Below are 17,148 nucleotides of genomic sequence, written 5' to 3' on the forward strand. Positions count from 1 at the left end.
TTTTATGTAAACAAAAAACACATCCATAGTAGGATGTGTTTAATGCTTTTTGATTAGTTATCTATATTAGTTTATAATAACTTTTTCTGTCCTAGTAATGCCAGAAATATCTAGTTTCACTATGTAAACACCAGATTGTAAAGCTTCTACACTAATTGAATTATTGTTACTACCACTTTCCAACTCTCTGGACAATACTAGCCTGCCTTGTACATCATAAAGATGTAATTGTGTTGTCCCACTCAACTTACCATTAATATTCAAGAAATCAGGATTGGCACTTGTAAAAATTTCAAGTCCACTAAAAATATTAGAATCGTTAGATAAAGTTGTAGGTGAAAAATGAAGGAAGAATCTACCTGTACCTGCTAAATCTTCAATTGCTGTAAAGCTATAGCTATTTGAATTCATTAAAGTAAAGGTATTTTCTATATTATCTTCAAGATAAATATTAATGTCGTCAGATAAGTTACTTTCATTTATATTAACATTAATGTTATCTCCTACAGAAGCGTTGATTCCAAGTGGAACAACTACACTTTCCATATTGTCATAAGACAAACATTGAATTGCAAGATCAACTCCAGTATTATCAGCAACTAAATGAGAGTATAATGAAAAATTAGCATTACTAGCATCTAAAGATCCTGCATCATAACCCACATCTAAGCCAGATGAACAATTATCTGAAAAGTAAAAATCAGTATCGTAAATATTTGCAGCATTTTCAATTCTCAAACTTAAGTGAGAAATTGAATTGCTACTTCTACCCAAAATAAAATCGTCATTACCTACAGTAGTTCTCATTGCTGGTGTAAAAGACAAATTATTTGTACCACCTGTACCGTTTGAGAACACAAAAAAACCTTGTCCTGGTGCTATATTTTTTCCAACGTTTTGGACATTATTAATTATTGTCCATATGCTCGATCCATCTGTACCTGAGTTATAACCATAAACAGCATTATAATTTGAATCTAAAACATCATTACCAGATAATCCATTTTCACTAATAAATACCTGGGCATCTAAATAACTTGTATATGGATTACCTACCAAGTTCCATGAACTAGCAGCACCAGCGGAAATCGTTGTATTAACATTACCTACGCTTACAGCACCAGTAAACACTACTGGACTTCCATCTACTGTTGCAGCACGGTAGCCTCTGCCAGCTTCTAGCGGTGTAGTTTCATTTACTACAATATCATAATTTTCATAATTACCAGAAACATTGTTAAACGGAGCAAAAGCTCTAAGGTTATTAAGAGCTGCTATATTTTTATTCCAATCAGCAAAATCACTAAATGCTTCCATAGTTCCATCAGTTACAGGAGATGAAACTAGATCATTTCCTCCACCAGAAGACGTACCAACTTGGTTAACATATCTTTCATATCGTGTCCTACCAGTAATAGTACTTGTAGATGATGGATTTAAACTTGAGTATGCATCAGAATCTGACTCTAAAACGATGGTCTTTGCTGTTAAATTTACTCCTGGATCTACAATAAGATTTCCATCAGGATTTACAGTTACAGTATTAAATGTTGTGTTAGTGATTATGCTAGCATCACCAGATATTACAACTAAATCTTCTAAATCAGTTGATACACCATTAGGGTCATTGCCATCTTGCCAACCGTTATCATATACATAGTCTGGACCTTTATGTATTGAAAAACTATCTTCAATAACACCGAAACGATTTAAAAATTTCATAGAAAGAGTATTTCCATCTACTTCTAAAATACCAGTACCAAACTGCTTTACCGCATAATACATGGCGTTATGATCGAGTTCTCCGTTAGCAACACGTGATGCAGTTGCATTTACCGAATAAACGGTTCCTAATCCAGCATCATCCCCAATTGTAGACTTGCTATATGCACCATCGCTACTTGGCTTACCATCTCCATCTCCATTAGGCCCAACCGCATGTGTGGCAAAATCAAAAGATGCAGATTCGCCATAATGACCATTAATAAAGTAGGATCTCTCATAGACCTCACTATGACCTGCAATAACTAAATCAACACCATTGGCCTCCAACATAGGAACAATATTCTCTCTCATTTCTATCAGCTCTATTTCTGCAGGATCGCCAAAATATTGCAAGCCTTCAGAAGTATGCCATCCTTTGGAATAAGGTGGGTGATGCCATAAAGCCACAATCCATTGTTGAGTTGTGTTTTGAATATCATTTAACGCCCAATTATACATTGTTGCCCCTACAGATCGATCTTCCTCAAAAGAATTTAAAACTATAAAGTGAATGTTTCCATAATCAAAAGAATAGTAAGATTCTGTTCCTGAGGCTAACCCACCTGACTCTCCTGCTGTTGGAAAAGAAAATATATCATAATAGGCTCCAACTATACTTGTTCCAGAATTAATATATTTCCCATCTATATTACCAATAGTAGACCAAATAATAGAATTCTTAACTTTCTCTGAATATGTGTTAAACAAACTGCTTTGATACTGAATATCTGTTCCATGGGAGTCTGCATTATCTCCAGTTAAAATGATACCATCAATTATATTATTTCCTATATAGGAATAAAAGGCGTCACGTACTTCAATTGCCTTAGCAACATTAGAACTAAAATGTGCCTTACCTATACCACCAAGAATCCAAAATGTATATGGATCTGTTGAACCTAGTGCAGGATGGGTTTTAAAATATAGATCCGTATCATTTGGTAACAAACTACCACCCGTTCCTATTCTGTAATAATAAACTGTTCCAGCTGTTAGTCCGGTTATTACAGCTTCGTGATCCGTTTCTAATGTAGCGTCACTATATGTTGAGTAAGATGCAAAGGCAGCATCGGTACTGTATTCAACAACTGACGTATCATTTACATCAGTCCTCCATTTTAGAGTGATACTTGTTTCTGCCCCTTTTTGAAGATAAGGAATCCTTGTAATCGTTTGCCCAAATACAGGCAGTACAATTAACAACAAAAGCAATAATGTGTAATTTCTTTTCATTTATTTCTATTTTTTTAAGCTCGATTTTTTTAATTGTAGTTCTGAATAAAATTCTCTCATGAATTTGGCATTCCTTATTCTATAAGGCAATTTTTCGTAACTCTCTTCAGCCTTTACAATTGTAAGTTCTGCTTCATTAAACTTTTCTTGTTGTATCTGAATATTGGCAAGTTTCAAATAAGCACGTTCTTTCCTGTTACTTATTTCAATTACTTTATTTTGAAATTTCACAGCAGAATCAAAATCTTGCATATCTATGTAGTTTGAAATAAGCTTGTCATATAAAACAACAACGTCCCCTAATTTTTCAATTCCTTCAATTAGTATAGATTGTGAACGTTCCCTTCCATACTCTTTTTCTGTAGCATACCATGCATTAGAAGCATACAAATAGTTTTCCGGAAAAGTTTTCTCAGAGTTCTGAATAACATCACCGTATAATTTTGCTGACTTCTCATACTTCCCTTTTTTAAAGTAAATATCAGCAAGCAATTTTAGAGCTCCAATATTTTTTGGCTCTGCCCTAAGTATTTTTTTTATCAGTCTTTTAGACTCCTGAAATTTCCCTAGGTGATAATTACTTTTGGCTATATAAAAATCTTGTTCTGAGCAATCCACTCCCAATTTCTTGGCTTGGTTAAAATCCTCTAAACCACTAGTATAATTATTATGCTGAAAATAAAGTTTACCTCTTTTGAAATATAGATTTGCGCTGTCAGGATTTTTCTGAATCTCTTCAGTAGCCTCCAATATACGTTTGTGCAAATCACCATGAGCATTAACACTTGTACCTGAGAGTACAAACAGCAATATGTAGAGTAATTGAAATCGCAAAGTTTATAACTGATTGGGGTAATTAATAGCATATCAAAAGAAATCAAAATTTAAGTAGATTATGAATAATTTAGACAAAGTGTAATATTACTTGTTTAAATACAGACTACTAATAAAACAGATGTCTAAAAAGCATATTAAAACGCTAATCTTCAAAATGTTAAAATAAAAAAAACACATCCAAAAATGGATGTGCTTTCTCCTAACTAAATTAATAAACAACAGATTATTGCCAAATTAACTGTATTATCAGAAGATTAAGCTACTATACTTAACTTCTTTTTTACTTTAATTTCATTTCCTTTTGCTTCAAATTGGTTTGAAGTGTTCTTAGTACCTCCTGCTTTTAATGCATTATCACCAGCAAAAAATGTTTTGTGGTCATCACCAAGGTCAGATCCTGCCATTCTTTGGTGTTTTACACAAGCTACACCTTTTCTGATTTCTTGGCGTTGTACATCTCTCACATAAGCTAGCATTCCGTCATTACCAAAATAACCCTCCGTTAAATTATTCATATGTAACGCTGTTGTGTGATAAGTCGGTAATGTAATTAAATGATGAAAAATACCAGCTTCTCTAGCACCATCACTCTGAAAGGTTTTAATCTTTTGATCCGCTCTATGGCACAATTCGGAGCCATCATATTCAACACTCATTAAATTGTTTCTATCATAAGCCGTCATATTTTCTCCTTCTGCTAGCATTTCTTCGTAAACCTGATTACGGAAATTCAGTGTCCAGTTGAATGACGGTGAATTATTATAAACCAACTTAGCATTTGGCACAACTTCCTTAACTCTATTTATCATGTGTGCAATTTGCTTAACATTTGGTGTTGGTGTTTCAATCCACAACAGGTCAGCTCCATTCTGAAGGCTCGTGATACAATCCAACACTACTCTATCTATATTAGAACCATCTTTGAATTTATATAAGCCATTTGGTAATCTAATTGGTCGTACTAATTTACCGTTACGCTTAAGCAAAACTTCGTCTTCTTTTACATCGTTCATAGTGACCTCTTCAGCATCTACAAATGCCAAATATTTTGAAGCTAAATCGCCAGGTTCTTTGCTTACAGGTAGTTTTTGTGTTAAACCTGCACCTTCAGAATCGGTGCGCGCTACTATAATACCATCGTCCACACCCAATTCTAAAAAGGCATATCGAACAGCATTTAGTTTCGCTATAAAATCTTCGTGGGGCACAGTCACCTTTCCATCTTGATGACCACACTGCTTAGCATCTGATACTTGATTTTCGATTTGGATGGCACATGCACCAGCCTGGATCATCTTTTTCGCCAACAAATAAGTAGCTTCTTCGTTACCAAAACCTGCATCTATATCAGCTATGATAGGCACAACATGCGTTTCAAAATTATCTATTTCATTTTGCACATCCTCTCCCTTGGCTTGTCTTCTAAACAAATCATTAAGCTCAATGGCATCTGCTTGTTTTAAGAACTCATAAATTTCTTCAATTAAAGCTGGCACCGCTGTTTTTTCATGCATTGACTGATCTGGTAATGGCCCGAATTCTGAACGTAAGGCAGCAACCATCCAACCAGACAAATATAAGTAGCGTTTGTTTGTGGTTTTATGATGTTTCTTTACAGCAATCATTTTTTGTTGCGCCACAAAACCATGCCAGCACCCCAAGGATTGGGTATACTTTGAAGAATCGGCATCATAGTCCGCCATATCTTTTCTCATAATAGCAGCGGTATATTTTGCAATATCCAAGCCTGTTTTAAAACGGTTTTGTGCTGCCATTCTAGCTGCACTTTCAGGATTAATTGCATCCCAACTTGAACCAAATTTTGTCTTTAAATCTTTAATGGTCTGCAAGGCAGAAGCGTAGTTTGATTGTGATAAATTTTTCATAATTTTGAAATGTATTAATGATACTTTAGATTTAATATAAGTCCCGTGTAATGTTGCCGCATTAACGGGATTTTTCTTTTATAACTGCTTGTATGCGGATAAGGTTAAGAACTCTTCGAATTTTGGCTGTGTTACTAATCTCTTGAACAAATTGATAGCATCACAGAACTTAGTGTTCTTAATTTTACCCTCACCTACTTCTCGTATAATTTTCTCGACTTCCTCATCAAAAATAGTTTCGAATAACTCTCGGTTAAATTGACGGCCATCTTCAAGAAATGCCTCATTTTTAAGCCACTGCCAGACTTGAGTTCTTGAAATTTCTGCTGTTGCAGCATCTTCCATAAGGTTATATAGTGCAACCGCCCCAAAACCTCGGAGCCAAGCCTCCATATATAAAATACCTACATTGATGTTTTTTCTAACACCAGCCTCAGTTATGGTACCTTGCGGCATTTCTACTAAATGAGCCTCAGTAACCATTATGTCTTCTCGTTTTCTAAATATCTGATTTGGTGTAGGCATATACTTGTCGAATTCTTTCATAGCTACTTCAACCAATGCAGGATGTGCTACCCATGTGCCATCATGACCATTCTTGGCCTCACGTTCCTTATCTATTCTTACTTTTTCTAAGGCTTCTGCATTTTCAGTTGGATTATTTTTAATCGGAATTTGAGCTGCCATTCCACCCATAGCATGAATGCCTCTTTTGTGACAACGTTGGATGACCAAATTAGAATATGCAGCCATAAAAGGAGTCGTCATTGTGACTTGGTCTCTATTAGGAACAATAAAACCTTTGTGATTTCTAAATTTCTTAATGTATGAAAAGATATAATCCCAACGGCCACAGTTTAAGCCTACTATATGGTCTTTTAATTCATATATAAATTCATCCAATTGAAAACTAGCTGTAATGGTTTCTATAAGTAAAGTTGCCTTAAAAGTACCTTGAGGTACACCAAGATATGCTTGAGCAAATTCAAATACTTCGTTCCACCAACGTGCCTCTAAATAATGTTCTAGCTTTGGTAAATAATAGTAAGGAGCGCTACCTTTTTCGATTAGTGTTTTACTGTTATGAAACGTATAAAGTCCAAAATCAAACAAACTGCCAGACATCTCTTCATTATTAACTAATAAATGGCGTTCATTAAGATGCAAACCCCTAGGCCTTACCAAAAGCACGGCAACTTTATCTTTTAGCCTATAATGTTTGTCTCTAATCTCATCAATTAGTTCTATTGTACCGTTATTGGCATCTATTAGATTCTGTTGTCCTTGCAGATTATTGTCCCAACTTGGGGCATTACTATCTTCAAAATCTGCCATAAACGTCTTTGCACCAGAATTGAGTGCATTAATTACCATTTTACGGTCAACAGGACCAGTGATTTCTACACGCCTGTCCAATAAATCTTCAGGAATTGGTGCTGCGGTCCAATCAGATTCTCTTATAGCTTTGGTTTCAGCAGGAAACGATGGAAATTGACCAGAGTCAAAAATAGATTGCTGTTTTTCCCTTCTTTTTAATAGAGATAATCTATTATCGTTAAACCTTTCATGCAAAGCGGACAAAAACAACAAGGCTTCATCCGTTAAGATTTCTGGATAGAAGTTTTTAACCTCTTGCGCAAATTTTACTTTCTGCTGATTTGTTACTGAAATTTCCATATCCTAATGATTTTGATGAAACAATGTTACAACCTATTTTTGAAAAAAACAAGCGAACGTTCGCTATTTTGTGTTTTTCGCTAATAAATTATATTCGCAAATAATAGTATATTTGTATCCATGGAACAAGATTATATCAAACTAATTTTCGGACTTAAACTTAAGCAAATCCGTACAGATAAAGGGCTTTCGCTATTCGGCCTATCTAAACTTTCAGGATTGTCAAAGTCTTATTTAAATGAAATCGAAAAAGGAAAAAAATATCCGAAGCCAGATAAAATTTCTGCCTTATCAGAGCACTTAGAAGTCAGTTATGATGAATTAGTATCGTTAAAACTTGATAAAAATCTAGCGCCAATTGGCGAAATATTACAATCAAAACTACTAAAAGAAATACCTTTAGAGCTTTTTGGCATACAAGAAAATACACTTATAGATATTATATCCAATGCACCTGTAAAGGTTACTGCCTTTATAAGTACCATTATAGAGATTGCTAATAATTATAATTTCAGTAGAGAAAATTTTTTCTTGGCATCGGTTAGATCTTTTCAGGAAGCAAACTACAATTATTTTGAAGATTTAGAACTTCAAGTTCTAAAATTTGCTAAAACCTATCAGGTTGATCTTTCTAAAAAAATAACTTCGCAAGAGTTAGAGGATATCTTAATTGAAGAGTTTGGCTACAATATAAACAATTATGAATTAGAGGCACATAGTGAATTGGATAATCTTAGGTCTATTCATGTGCCCAAAACAAAAACATTGTTGATCACAAAAAGTATTGATGATTCACAGCGCGCTTTTATTTATGCTAAAGAACTGGCATATAATTACCTAAACATAAAAGACCGTCTGTATACTTTTTCCTGGATTAAGTTTGATAATTTTGATGAAGTTTTAAATAATTTTTACGCTTCTTATTTTGCTGGAGCGCTTATTATACCCAAAGAGAGCATAGTTGAAAACCTAAAACAACTTTTCAGCAAGAAACAATTTAAAGTTAAGGATTTTGAATCACTGTTGCAAGAATATAACGCTTCACCTGAAAGTATCTATCAAAGATTAACAAACGTGCTTCCTAAAGAGTTTAAATTAAAAAATCTATTCTTTTTACGATTCTCTCATGAAAGAGGAACTGACCACTTTTCCCTCAACAAGGAATTGCATTTGGAAAAACAGCAGTCTCCAAGAGCTCGAGAAAACAATGAGCATTATTGTAGAAGATGGGCATCAATAAAAGTACTACAAGCCATTAGTACTAATAATACTGAACATGAATTTTCAATTCAGATTTCTGATTATGTTGCTGAAGACAAAAAGTATTTAGTGCTAGCTTCTGCAACCAAAGACCCTTTTAAACAAAATAGATTTCGAAGCATCTCAATTGGGATTCAATTAAATGCCCAATTACAACGAAAAGTTAATTTTTTAAACCATAAAAGCATTCCGTCTCCTCATGTTGGTGTTACTTGTGAGCGCTGTGGTGTAATAAACTGTAGTGTAAGAAAGTCACCCCCAACTATATTAGAATCTCTAAACAAAGAGACTAAAACCGCAGAAGTTGTAGAGGAAATTACTAAGAAATATAGCTAAACAAGGTTTACCACTTTGTCATAAGCCACTTCTTCAAAACTAGTAATGATTTTGTTCGCAAGAGAATAATCTTGATGACTTGAATGTGGGCTTTTAAAACCTATGCAATAAATTCCTGCCGAATGTGCTGCTTTAATACCATTCGTTGAATCCTCAATCACTAAACATTCAGAGGTACTAAAACCAGTTGAAGCTGCAGCTTTCAAGAAAATTTCGGGATGTGGCTTTGATTTTTTTAAGTCTGCTCCACTGAATTTAGCATTAAAATACTTATTGAGGTCAAAACGTTCAAAAATTTGATTGATTCCCAGCATAGAAGCCGACGAAGCCACAACAAGAGTAACATTATTGTTGTAATAATCTTGAATTCTGTCTAAAACACCTTCAATAAGACCTAAATCATCATTATCAAAAAAGTATTTGTAATGTTTTCGTTTTAAACGCACTAAATCTTCTGGAGCCTCATTTAAATCAAAATGATCCACTAAACGTTTGCAAATATTAATGGTTGATTGCCCTGTAAAAGACGCATACAAATCCTCATTAACAATAATATTAACATCATCAAACATATGATGGTAAGCTTTTCGATGCAAAGGCTCTGTGTCTACAATAACACCATCCATATCAAACAAAACGGCTTTTAACATAGCAATTTACTTTTTTGCTAAATTAGAAAAGAAGTCAGGAATAGCATTATAAGGATAAAGAAAAATCCCAAATTCCAGCGCACACAATTTTTAGGAATTTGGGATTTAGATATTGAATTTTATAGTTTAAAGCACATTATCCATAATTTCCTGTACGACTTCAGGATTTAATAATGTACTTGTATCACCTAAATTACTGGTGTCATTAGAAGCTATTTTTCTTAAGATACGTCTCATAATCTTACCCGATCGTGTTTTAGGCAATCCGGTTGTAAATTGGATTTTATCTAGCTTGGCTATTGGACCAATACGATCGGTTATTAACTGATTAATTTCTTTACGCACATTGTCGTGGTTCCTGTCTTCGCCAGTATCCTTTAAAGTAATATAACCATAAAGTGCATTGCCCTTAACATCGTGAGGGAAACCAACAATGGCACTTTCTGCAACAGCAGGGTGTTCGTTAATTGCATCCTCTATTGGTGCCGTACCTAAGTTATGCCCAGAAACAATAATAACATCATCTACCCTACCTGTAATTCTGTAATAACCTACTTCGTCCCTTAACGCACCATCACCTGTAAAATACATGTTCTCAAAAGCTGAAAAATAGGTATCCTTATAGCGCTGATGGTTTCCCCATATAGTTCTTGCCATAGACGGCCATGGAAATTTTATACACAACCTTCCATCAACCTGGTTTCCTTTTATTTCTTTACCTTCTTCATCCATTAATGCAGGTTGAATCCCTATAAATGGTAAAGTAGCATAGGTCGGCTTTGTTGGTGTTGAGAACGGAATTGGGGTAATCATAATTCCACCAGTTTCGGTTTGCCACCATGTATCCACAATAGGACTTTTCTTTTTACCAATATTATCATTATACCAATGCCATGCTTCCTCATTAATTGGCTCACCAACAGAACCTAATACTTTTAATGAAGACAAATCATACTTATCTACTAATTCGGTACCATGTTTGGCCAATGCTCTAATGGCCGTTGGTGCTGTATAAAATTGATTGACTTTATGCTTTTCTACAATATCCCAAAAACGTCCAAAATCCGGATAACTCGGCACACCTTCAAACATTACGGTTGTTGCACCATTACATAATGGGCCATAAACTATGTAGCTATGCCCTGTAATCCATCCTATATCCGCAGTACACCAATACACATCATCATCGCGATACTGAAAAACATTTTTGAATGTATATGCAGAGTATACCATATAGCCTCCTGTAGTATGTAACATACCTTTTGGCATACCTGTTGAACCAGATGTATACAAAATGAACAAAGGATCTTCAGCATCCATAACAACTGCCGTTAAATCATGATAAGCCTCATCTAATAATGGCTGTAACCACTCATCTCGCCCTGCTTTCATATTGATTTCCGAATTTATACGCTTGGCCACCAAAACAGACTCAACCCCAGGACAATCCTCTAGAGCCTCATCTACAATTCCTTTTAAGTCTATTGTTTTAGAACCTCTGTAAGAACCATCTGATGTTAACACCATTTTGGCATCACAATCATTAATACGTGTTGATAACGCTGTAGAAGAGAAACCTGCAAACACAACAGAATGTACTGCCCCAATACGCGCACATGCCAAAAGAGAAATTGCTAATTCTGGTATCATTGGCAAGTAGATACAAACACGATCCCCTTTTTTAATGCCTTTTTCCAGTAACACGTTAGCGAACTTACAAACACGCTCGTGCAGTTGTTTGTAGGTAATATGCTCAGCTGGCTCTTTTGGATCATTGGGTTCAAATAAAATTGCGGTTTTATCTCCTCTTGTATGCAGATGTCTGTCAATACAATTCTCGGTAATGTTTAGTTTCGCACCTTCAAACCATTTTATTTCTGGTTTTTGAAAATCCCAACTTAAAACATTATCCCATTTTTTTCGCCAAACAAAATGTTCTTCAGCAATTTCTTCCCAAAATGATTCAGGATTTCTCACCGATTTTCTATAAACTTGAAAGTATTCTTCAAAGTGTTTAATATGATAATTACTCATGATTGATTATATATTTTTATGTATTCCTATTTGATTTTTTTTATAAACAGATTCTATTTCTGAAATTATTTCGACATCATCAATGGTTGATGGCACATTATACTCTAGATCATCAGAAATATTCCTCAACAATTTACGAAGAATTTTTCCTGAACGTGTCTTTGGTAAACGCTTTACGACAAGGACATCCTTAAAAGCTGCAACAGCACCTATTTCGTGACGGACATCTTGAATTATTTCTTTTGAAATTTGACTCTCTTCGCCATGTTGCCCTGATTTTAAAACAATTAATCCTAGAGGTTTTTGACCTTTAATATCACAGTGCACACCAAAAACTGCACATTCTGCTACAGACTTGTGAGATGCTACAATTTCTTCCATCTCTGCAGTAGACAAACGATGACCTGCCACATTAATGATATCATCTACACGACCCGTTATAAACACATAGCCATCTTCGTCCTTATAACCACCATCTCCTGAGAAATAGTAACCAGGAAACTTGTTCAAATAACCATTTTTAAATCGTTCAGGATTTCCCCAAAGATTTAAAAGTGTTCCTGGAGGTAAAGGAAGTTTTACCGCTACATAACCTTCTACACCAGCTGCCACCTCTTTCCCTTCTTCATTTAAAATTTGAATATCATATCCACAAACAGGCACAGAAGCAGAACCTGGTTTTACATCCATAAGCTCCACACCTGCCATATTAGCCAGCATTGGCCAGCCACTTTCTGTTTGCCACCAATGATCAATAACCGGAACATGAAGATGCTGCTCTGTCCAGCGTAAAGTTGCCACATCACAGCGTTCACCTGCCAAGAACTGATATTTTAAAGAACTCATGTCATATTTTTTAATAAATTCTCCGTTAGGATCTTCTTTTTTTATAGCACGGATTGCAGTAGGCGCTGTAAACATTACCTTAACTTTATGCTCACTTATTACCCTCCAAAAGGTAGAGGCATCTGGTGTTTTAATGGGTTTGCCTTCAAACAAAATAGTCGTATTCCTATTTAACAAAGGCCCATAAACAATATAGCTATGACCCACAACCCATCCAACATCACTAGCTGCCCAATACACATCACCTTCATCTACACCGTAAATATATTTCATTGAAAATTTCAATGCCGTAGCATAACCTCCAGTATCTCTTATGATTCCTTTTGGTTTACCGGTTGTACCAGATGTATAAAGAATATATGAAGGGTGATTAGATTCAACCTCTACAGGTTCTATGGCATCTGATTTTGAAACCAACTCGGTATAATCCACATCTCTTTCCTGATAAGGAATTTCTACACCCAAATCCCTATCGAATACAACAACATGCTTCGGTTTATGTTCCGCTAGACTAATAGCTTCATCTACAAATGGCTTGTATGGTATAATGCGCTCTATTTCTATACCATTTGATGCTGTAATTATAGCCTTGGGCTTACAATCATCAATTCTTATGGCTAATTCGTGAGGAGCAAAACCACCAAAAACCACAGAGTGGATAACACCTAATCTTACACAAGCTAACATGGCATATAATGCTTGAGGTATCATTGGCATGTATATAACACATGTATCGCCTTTTTGTAAACCAAGCGACTTTAAGCCACCTGCTAATTTAGACACTTCTTGATGTAACTGATTAAAGGTTATATGCTGTTTTTTATCCGTTACTGGAGAATCATAGATAATAGCATTTTGATTGCCAAAGCCATCTTTAATGTGTTTATCAATGCACAAATAGCTTAAGTTTAGCTTTCCATCACTAAACCACTGAGGGTATTCGTATTCATCTTTCCCCAAGATATTTTTTGGGCTCTGATACCAATCCAACTTATCTGCCTGTTTTTTCCAGAAGGATTTAGGATGGTTTATACTTTCTTGGTAAATCTCTTGATAACTCATGGCTTAGCGTTTTTAGATTTAAACAAACCAAACCAACCCGGATTTAATACTTTCAATTTTATTAAAGCCCATATAATTACCACAAAGCAGACACCCATAACGAGGGACTCTACTGGACCAGTTGCTATCTGACTTTCTAATTTAAAACGGAAATATAAGGTTACTATAACGTAAATACTGATAATAATATCAGACGCTAAAGCATTAATGCGTAGACGTTTCATCTTGTTTTACTTTAATTAAACATAGTTTATATGCACACAAAACCAATGTTTAATAAAGCGAATTTTCTAAGCTATGAGCTCAGTAATTTCTGAAACTATTTTTTTAACTGAAAACGGCTTTGTTAAATATTTATCTGCTCCAAGTTTTAAGCCTTTTTCAATATCTGAAGCTTTATTTTTTGCAGTTAAAAAGACCACTTTTGTATCCTTTAACTTATGATTTTCTTTAATAAGCTTAAGTGTTTGATAACCATCAACTTTAGGCATCATAACATCAAGCATTATAACATCTGGAATTACACTTTGTAAAATCTCTAAAGCTTCACTTCCATCTCTGGCAATATACACCTCAAAATCGTGTTTTTTAAAAGTGTATTCTAATGTCATTACAATATTTGGTTCGTCATCGACGATTACAATTTTCTTCATTCCTCGAACTCATTGACAATTTACTTAAAAGGTAGCTTAAAACCAAAGGTTGCGCCACTTTTTTCATTGTTTTTTACCCAAATTTTTCCGTTATGGTTTTCTACTATTTGTTTGCTAATCGCCAAACCCAAACCACTTCCCTCAGGTTTTTGGATATTTTGGTTTTTTGACTGATAAAATTTATCAAAAATATATGGTAAATCCTGACTTGGCACACCTTTACCATTATCTCTAATAGTTACCTCCAAATATCCTAAATCAAATTTATAATCTACTACAATCTCACCTTTTTTAACATCACAAAATTTAATGGCATTAGATATTAGATTAGTTAATACCTGAACTATACGGTCTTCATCATACTCTGCGTTAAGATCACTATTATTTGAACTAACAATTTTCACTTGTTTTTTATCAGCTATATGTCTTAGACTATCAATGGTTTTTTGAATTGTATTTCTGATGTTGTACTTCTTGATGTTTAATTGTGTACGTCCTTTTGAGAGTTTTTCAAAATCCAAAATATTATGAATCAACCTAGAAAGTCTGTCGCTATCCTGAAGCATGTTTTTTAAAAATTGCGTCTTTACCTCTGATGGCATATAATCTTCATCATCCATTAACAATTCTGTTGTGGCTCTAATACCTGTTATTGGCGTTTTTAACTCATGTGCAACAGTGTCTAAGAATTCGTCTTTCTGTTTGTCTTTTTCAATGAGTTCTTCATTAGCATCCTTAAGCTGATTGGTAAGTTTAGTTAGCTCGTTAGATTTTTCCCTTAGTAATTTGTTTCTAGAAATAGTTTCTTTGGATTCTTCAAGTATCTTTAACACCTCTACCAAACTTACTTCATCTTCTTTTACAACACTTGCTATTAATATCTTAGCTGAAGCACTACCAATACTTCCTGTTAATAATTTTTCAGAAAAGTTAATCAACCTTGCATCTGCCATTTGTGTGTCTAATGGCAAATCATATTTTCTAAAAAAAAGGTTTAATGCACGCTCTGTCCTATCATCACCCAAAAACTTCACCAAGACCTTCTTTATATCTGCTACATAGGCTTCACCTTTCCAAACCAACGCTCCATCTTGTAAATCTTTATAGTTTTTGCTATCCACGAACATCTCAGCGTAGTTACGCTCTCTATAATTTCCTTTTTTTATAACAGAAAAAGTCATATAGCAAAAAATATTTACCAGCATACTCCAGAAAAAGGCATGAGCTGGTGGACTTAAAAAATCTATTCCGAACAAAGCATGAGGTTTTAAGAACTCTATGCCAGCTAGACCATGTTGTACCAAATCATCCGAACCATTTAAAGCATGAACTGTAAATGGTAAAATTAATGTATAAAATACCACAGCTATTCCAGCTGTTACCCCAATAATAGTTGCACTTGATGATCCTCTATTCCAAAATAAGCCAATAAAGAAAGATGGTGCTAATTGAGATATAATTACAAATGCCATTAAACCGATAGAATATAATGACAATTCAAAAGAAAAATTAACATAAAAAGCGTAGGCACTAATGATGATTAAAAAAATTGAAATTCGTCTTATATTCTTAATATACTTAGCATTTCGATCAGGATGACTCTTTATGAAATAATCCAAAAAACCATAAGGTATAACCAAGTTGTTACTCACCATTGTAGACAAAGCCAAAGTTGCCACAACCACCATGGAAATCACAGCAGAAAAACCTCCCAAAAACACCAATACCGACAAAAAAGTGTTGCCGTTTTGTAATGGCAGTAACAAGGCATAATACTCTGCTTGTTCAGCATTACCAATAGTCAAATTACCTGCCCATGCAATAAAAATTACGAAAATATTAAATAGCAAAAGGTATAACGGAAACATCCAAATAGCATTTTTTAAATGCTTTTCCCTAACATTCTCAACAACAGAAACCTGAAATTGTCTAGGTAATAAAAATATTGCCATAAAAGACAACATTATGGTATACAGCCAATTAAAACCTTCTTCAAAACCATTTATTGTTGTTAGCGATTTAAAATTATCTGCTTTAGACATCTTAGTATAAATATCTTCGGTGCCATCAAATAAAACATAAGTCACATAAATTCCAACAAACAAAAAGAAAACGAGTTTTAAGATGGATTCAAAAGCCACAGACATTACAATGCCTTTGTGCTTTTCTGAAGCGTCTGTTGTTTGTGTTCCAAAAAACGTTGCAAAAACTGCTAGTAACAATGCTATATAGAAAGTTGAGTCATCATAAACAGACGTTGAAATATAACTAGTATCGTCAGATAAAATTTGAAATGTTTCCGATACAGCTTTAAGCTGCAAAGATATATATGGCACTATTGCCAACAAACAGACAATGGTTACTAAAGCACCCAAAAAACGGTGATTGCCATAACGTAAGGAAATAAAATCTGCTATAGAACTTATCTTATGTTGCTTAGAAATCCTCACTATTTTTCTCATTAGGACTATCCAAAGCGGTGCTGCAATTACGGGACCTAAATAAATTGGCAAAAAGTTTACTCCGGAGTTGGCAGCAATACCAATGCTACCGTAATATGTCCAGGCAGTACAATACACAGCTAGAGACAAGGTGTAAACTACAGAGTTATTTACCCATTTACTTTTGGAATTTTTCTCTGCTACGTAGGCAATGAAAAATAAGGCAGCCAAGTAAACAATTATGATGAAAAATAAGACATAATTACTCATAATGACGCTTTAAAACAAAGTAAGACACCAATATTACAACTAGCCATATAGAAAAGATTGAAAAATAAAATGTTGGAATACCAAAAACATTGCCATCACTATTAAAAATTAATAAGAATGGTACATTTAGTACAACTAAAGCGGTAATAGAAAGTATAATTAATTTCTGTTCGTGTCTTTTCTTCATGGGTAACTAAAA

12 protein-coding genes are annotated in these 17,148 nt (G+C 34.4%); 1 reads left to right on the forward strand and 11 read right to left on the reverse strand.

The features are described from left to right. Nucleotides 1-66: 66 nt before the first annotated feature. The 4 genes from ACPX19_RS13180 to aceB all read right to left on the reverse strand — a co-directional run bounded on the left by ACPX19_RS13180 (nt 67) and on the right by aceB (nt 7,397). A complete protein-coding gene (locus tag ACPX19_RS13180; RefSeq protein WP_426430498.1) occupies nt 67-2,997 on the reverse strand; it encodes a metallophosphoesterase in 2,931 nt (976 codons plus the stop codon). Between the two features lie 6 nt (nt 2,998-3,003). Continuing rightward, nucleotides 3,004-3,831, reverse strand: coding sequence for a tetratricopeptide repeat protein (locus tag ACPX19_RS13185; protein WP_426430499.1), 828 nt, complete (start codon nt 3,829-3,831; stop codon nt 3,004-3,006). Between the two features lie 257 nt (nt 3,832-4,088). Continuing rightward, nucleotides 4,089-5,720 (reverse strand): isocitrate lyase, encoded by a 1,632-nt coding sequence (locus tag ACPX19_RS13190; RefSeq protein WP_426430500.1) that lies wholly within the window; start codon nt 5,718-5,720, stop codon nt 4,089-4,091. 78 nt (nt 5,721-5,798) lie between these two features. Continuing rightward, entirely contained in the window at nt 5,799-7,397 is a 1,599-nt protein-coding gene (gene aceB / locus ACPX19_RS13195) for a malate synthase A (RefSeq protein WP_426430501.1), read from the reverse strand. Between the two features lie 120 nt (nt 7,398-7,517). On the opposite strand from aceB, the gene ACPX19_RS13200 reads away from it, so the two are divergent. Next, nucleotides 7,518-8,993: a helix-turn-helix domain-containing protein gene (locus tag ACPX19_RS13200; RefSeq protein ID WP_426430502.1), complete on the forward strand. Its 1,476-nt coding sequence runs from the start codon at nt 7,518-7,520 to the stop codon at nt 8,991-8,993. On the opposite strand, the gene ACPX19_RS13205 is transcribed toward ACPX19_RS13200, so the two are convergent. The 7 genes from ACPX19_RS13205 to ACPX19_RS13235 form a co-directional block, all read right to left on the reverse strand. Further along, a complete protein-coding gene (locus ACPX19_RS13205) occupies nt 8,990-9,643 on the reverse strand; it encodes an HAD family hydrolase (protein WP_426430503.1) in 654 nt (217 codons plus the stop codon). The genes ACPX19_RS13200 and ACPX19_RS13205 overlap by 4 nt on opposite strands. Nucleotides 9,644-9,769: 126 nt before the next feature. Beyond that, entirely contained in the window at nt 9,770-11,677 is a 1,908-nt protein-coding gene (gene acs / locus ACPX19_RS13210) for an acetate--CoA ligase (protein ID WP_426430504.1), read from the reverse strand. 6 nt (nt 11,678-11,683) lie between these two features. Further along, a complete protein-coding gene (locus ACPX19_RS13215) occupies nt 11,684-13,585 on the reverse strand; it encodes an acetate--CoA ligase (protein ID WP_426430505.1) in 1,902 nt (633 codons plus the stop codon). Continuing rightward, complete coding sequence (locus ACPX19_RS13220; RefSeq protein WP_426430506.1) at nt 13,582-13,809, reverse strand: hypothetical protein; 228 nt, start codon at nt 13,807-13,809, stop codon at nt 13,582-13,584. The genes ACPX19_RS13215 and ACPX19_RS13220 overlap by 4 nt, the downstream gene beginning before the upstream one ends. 66 nt (nt 13,810-13,875) lie before the next feature. Next, nucleotides 13,876-14,238 carry a response regulator transcription factor gene (locus ACPX19_RS13225; protein WP_426430507.1) on the reverse strand — a complete coding sequence of 121 codons (363 nt, stop codon included), beginning with the start codon at nt 14,236-14,238 and terminating at the stop codon, nt 13,876-13,878. A 20-nt stretch (nt 14,239-14,258) separates the two neighbouring features. Further along, nucleotides 14,259-16,949 (reverse strand): ATP-binding protein, encoded by a 2,691-nt coding sequence (locus tag ACPX19_RS13230; protein ID WP_426430508.1) that lies wholly within the window; start codon nt 16,947-16,949, stop codon nt 14,259-14,261. After that, nucleotides 16,942-17,136: a hypothetical protein gene (locus tag ACPX19_RS13235; protein WP_426430509.1), complete on the reverse strand. Its 195-nt coding sequence runs from the start codon at nt 17,134-17,136 to the stop codon at nt 16,942-16,944. Before ACPX19_RS13235 ends, ACPX19_RS13230 begins: the two co-directional genes overlap by 8 nt. Nucleotides 17,137-17,148 lie beyond the last annotated feature (12 nt).

Source organism: Winogradskyella sp. HB-48, from assembly GCF_049942685.1.
Classification (GTDB): domain Bacteria; phylum Bacteroidota; class Bacteroidia; order Flavobacteriales; family Flavobacteriaceae; genus Winogradskyella.

Excerpts from the sequence above, each read along its gene's own strand:
- ACPX19_RS13180 (WP_426430498.1), bottom strand. The coding sequence starts at position 2,997 with ATGAAAAGAAATTACACATTATTGCTTTTGTTGTTAATTGTACTGCCT.
- ACPX19_RS13190 (WP_426430500.1), bottom strand. The coding sequence starts at position 5,720 with ATGAAAAATTTATCACAATCAAACTACGCTTCTGCCTTGCAGACCATT.
- aceB (WP_426430501.1), bottom strand. The coding sequence starts at position 7,397 with ATGGAAATTTCAGTAACAAATCAGCAGAAAGTAAAATTTGCGCAAGAG.
- ACPX19_RS13200 (WP_426430502.1), top strand. The coding sequence starts at position 7,518 with ATGGAACAAGATTATATCAAACTAATTTTCGGACTTAAACTTAAGCAA.
- ACPX19_RS13205 (WP_426430503.1), bottom strand. The coding sequence starts at position 9,643 with ATGTTAAAAGCCGTTTTGTTTGATATGGATGGTGTTATTGTAGACACA.
- acs (WP_426430504.1), bottom strand. The coding sequence starts at position 11,677 with ATGAGTAATTATCATATTAAACACTTTGAAGAATACTTTCAAGTTTAT.
- ACPX19_RS13215 (WP_426430505.1), bottom strand. The coding sequence starts at position 13,585 with ATGAGTTATCAAGAGATTTACCAAGAAAGTATAAACCATCCTAAATCC.
- ACPX19_RS13220 (WP_426430506.1), bottom strand. The coding sequence starts at position 13,809 with ATGAAACGTCTACGCATTAATGCTTTAGCGTCTGATATTATTATCAGT.
- ACPX19_RS13225 (WP_426430507.1), bottom strand. The coding sequence starts at position 14,238 with ATGAAGAAAATTGTAATCGTCGATGACGAACCAAATATTGTAATGACA.
- ACPX19_RS13230 (WP_426430508.1), bottom strand. The coding sequence starts at position 16,949 with ATGAGTAATTATGTCTTATTTTTCATCATAATTGTTTACTTGGCTGCC.
- ACPX19_RS13235 (WP_426430509.1), bottom strand. The coding sequence starts at position 17,136 with ATGAAGAAAAGACACGAACAGAAATTAATTATACTTTCTATTACCGCT.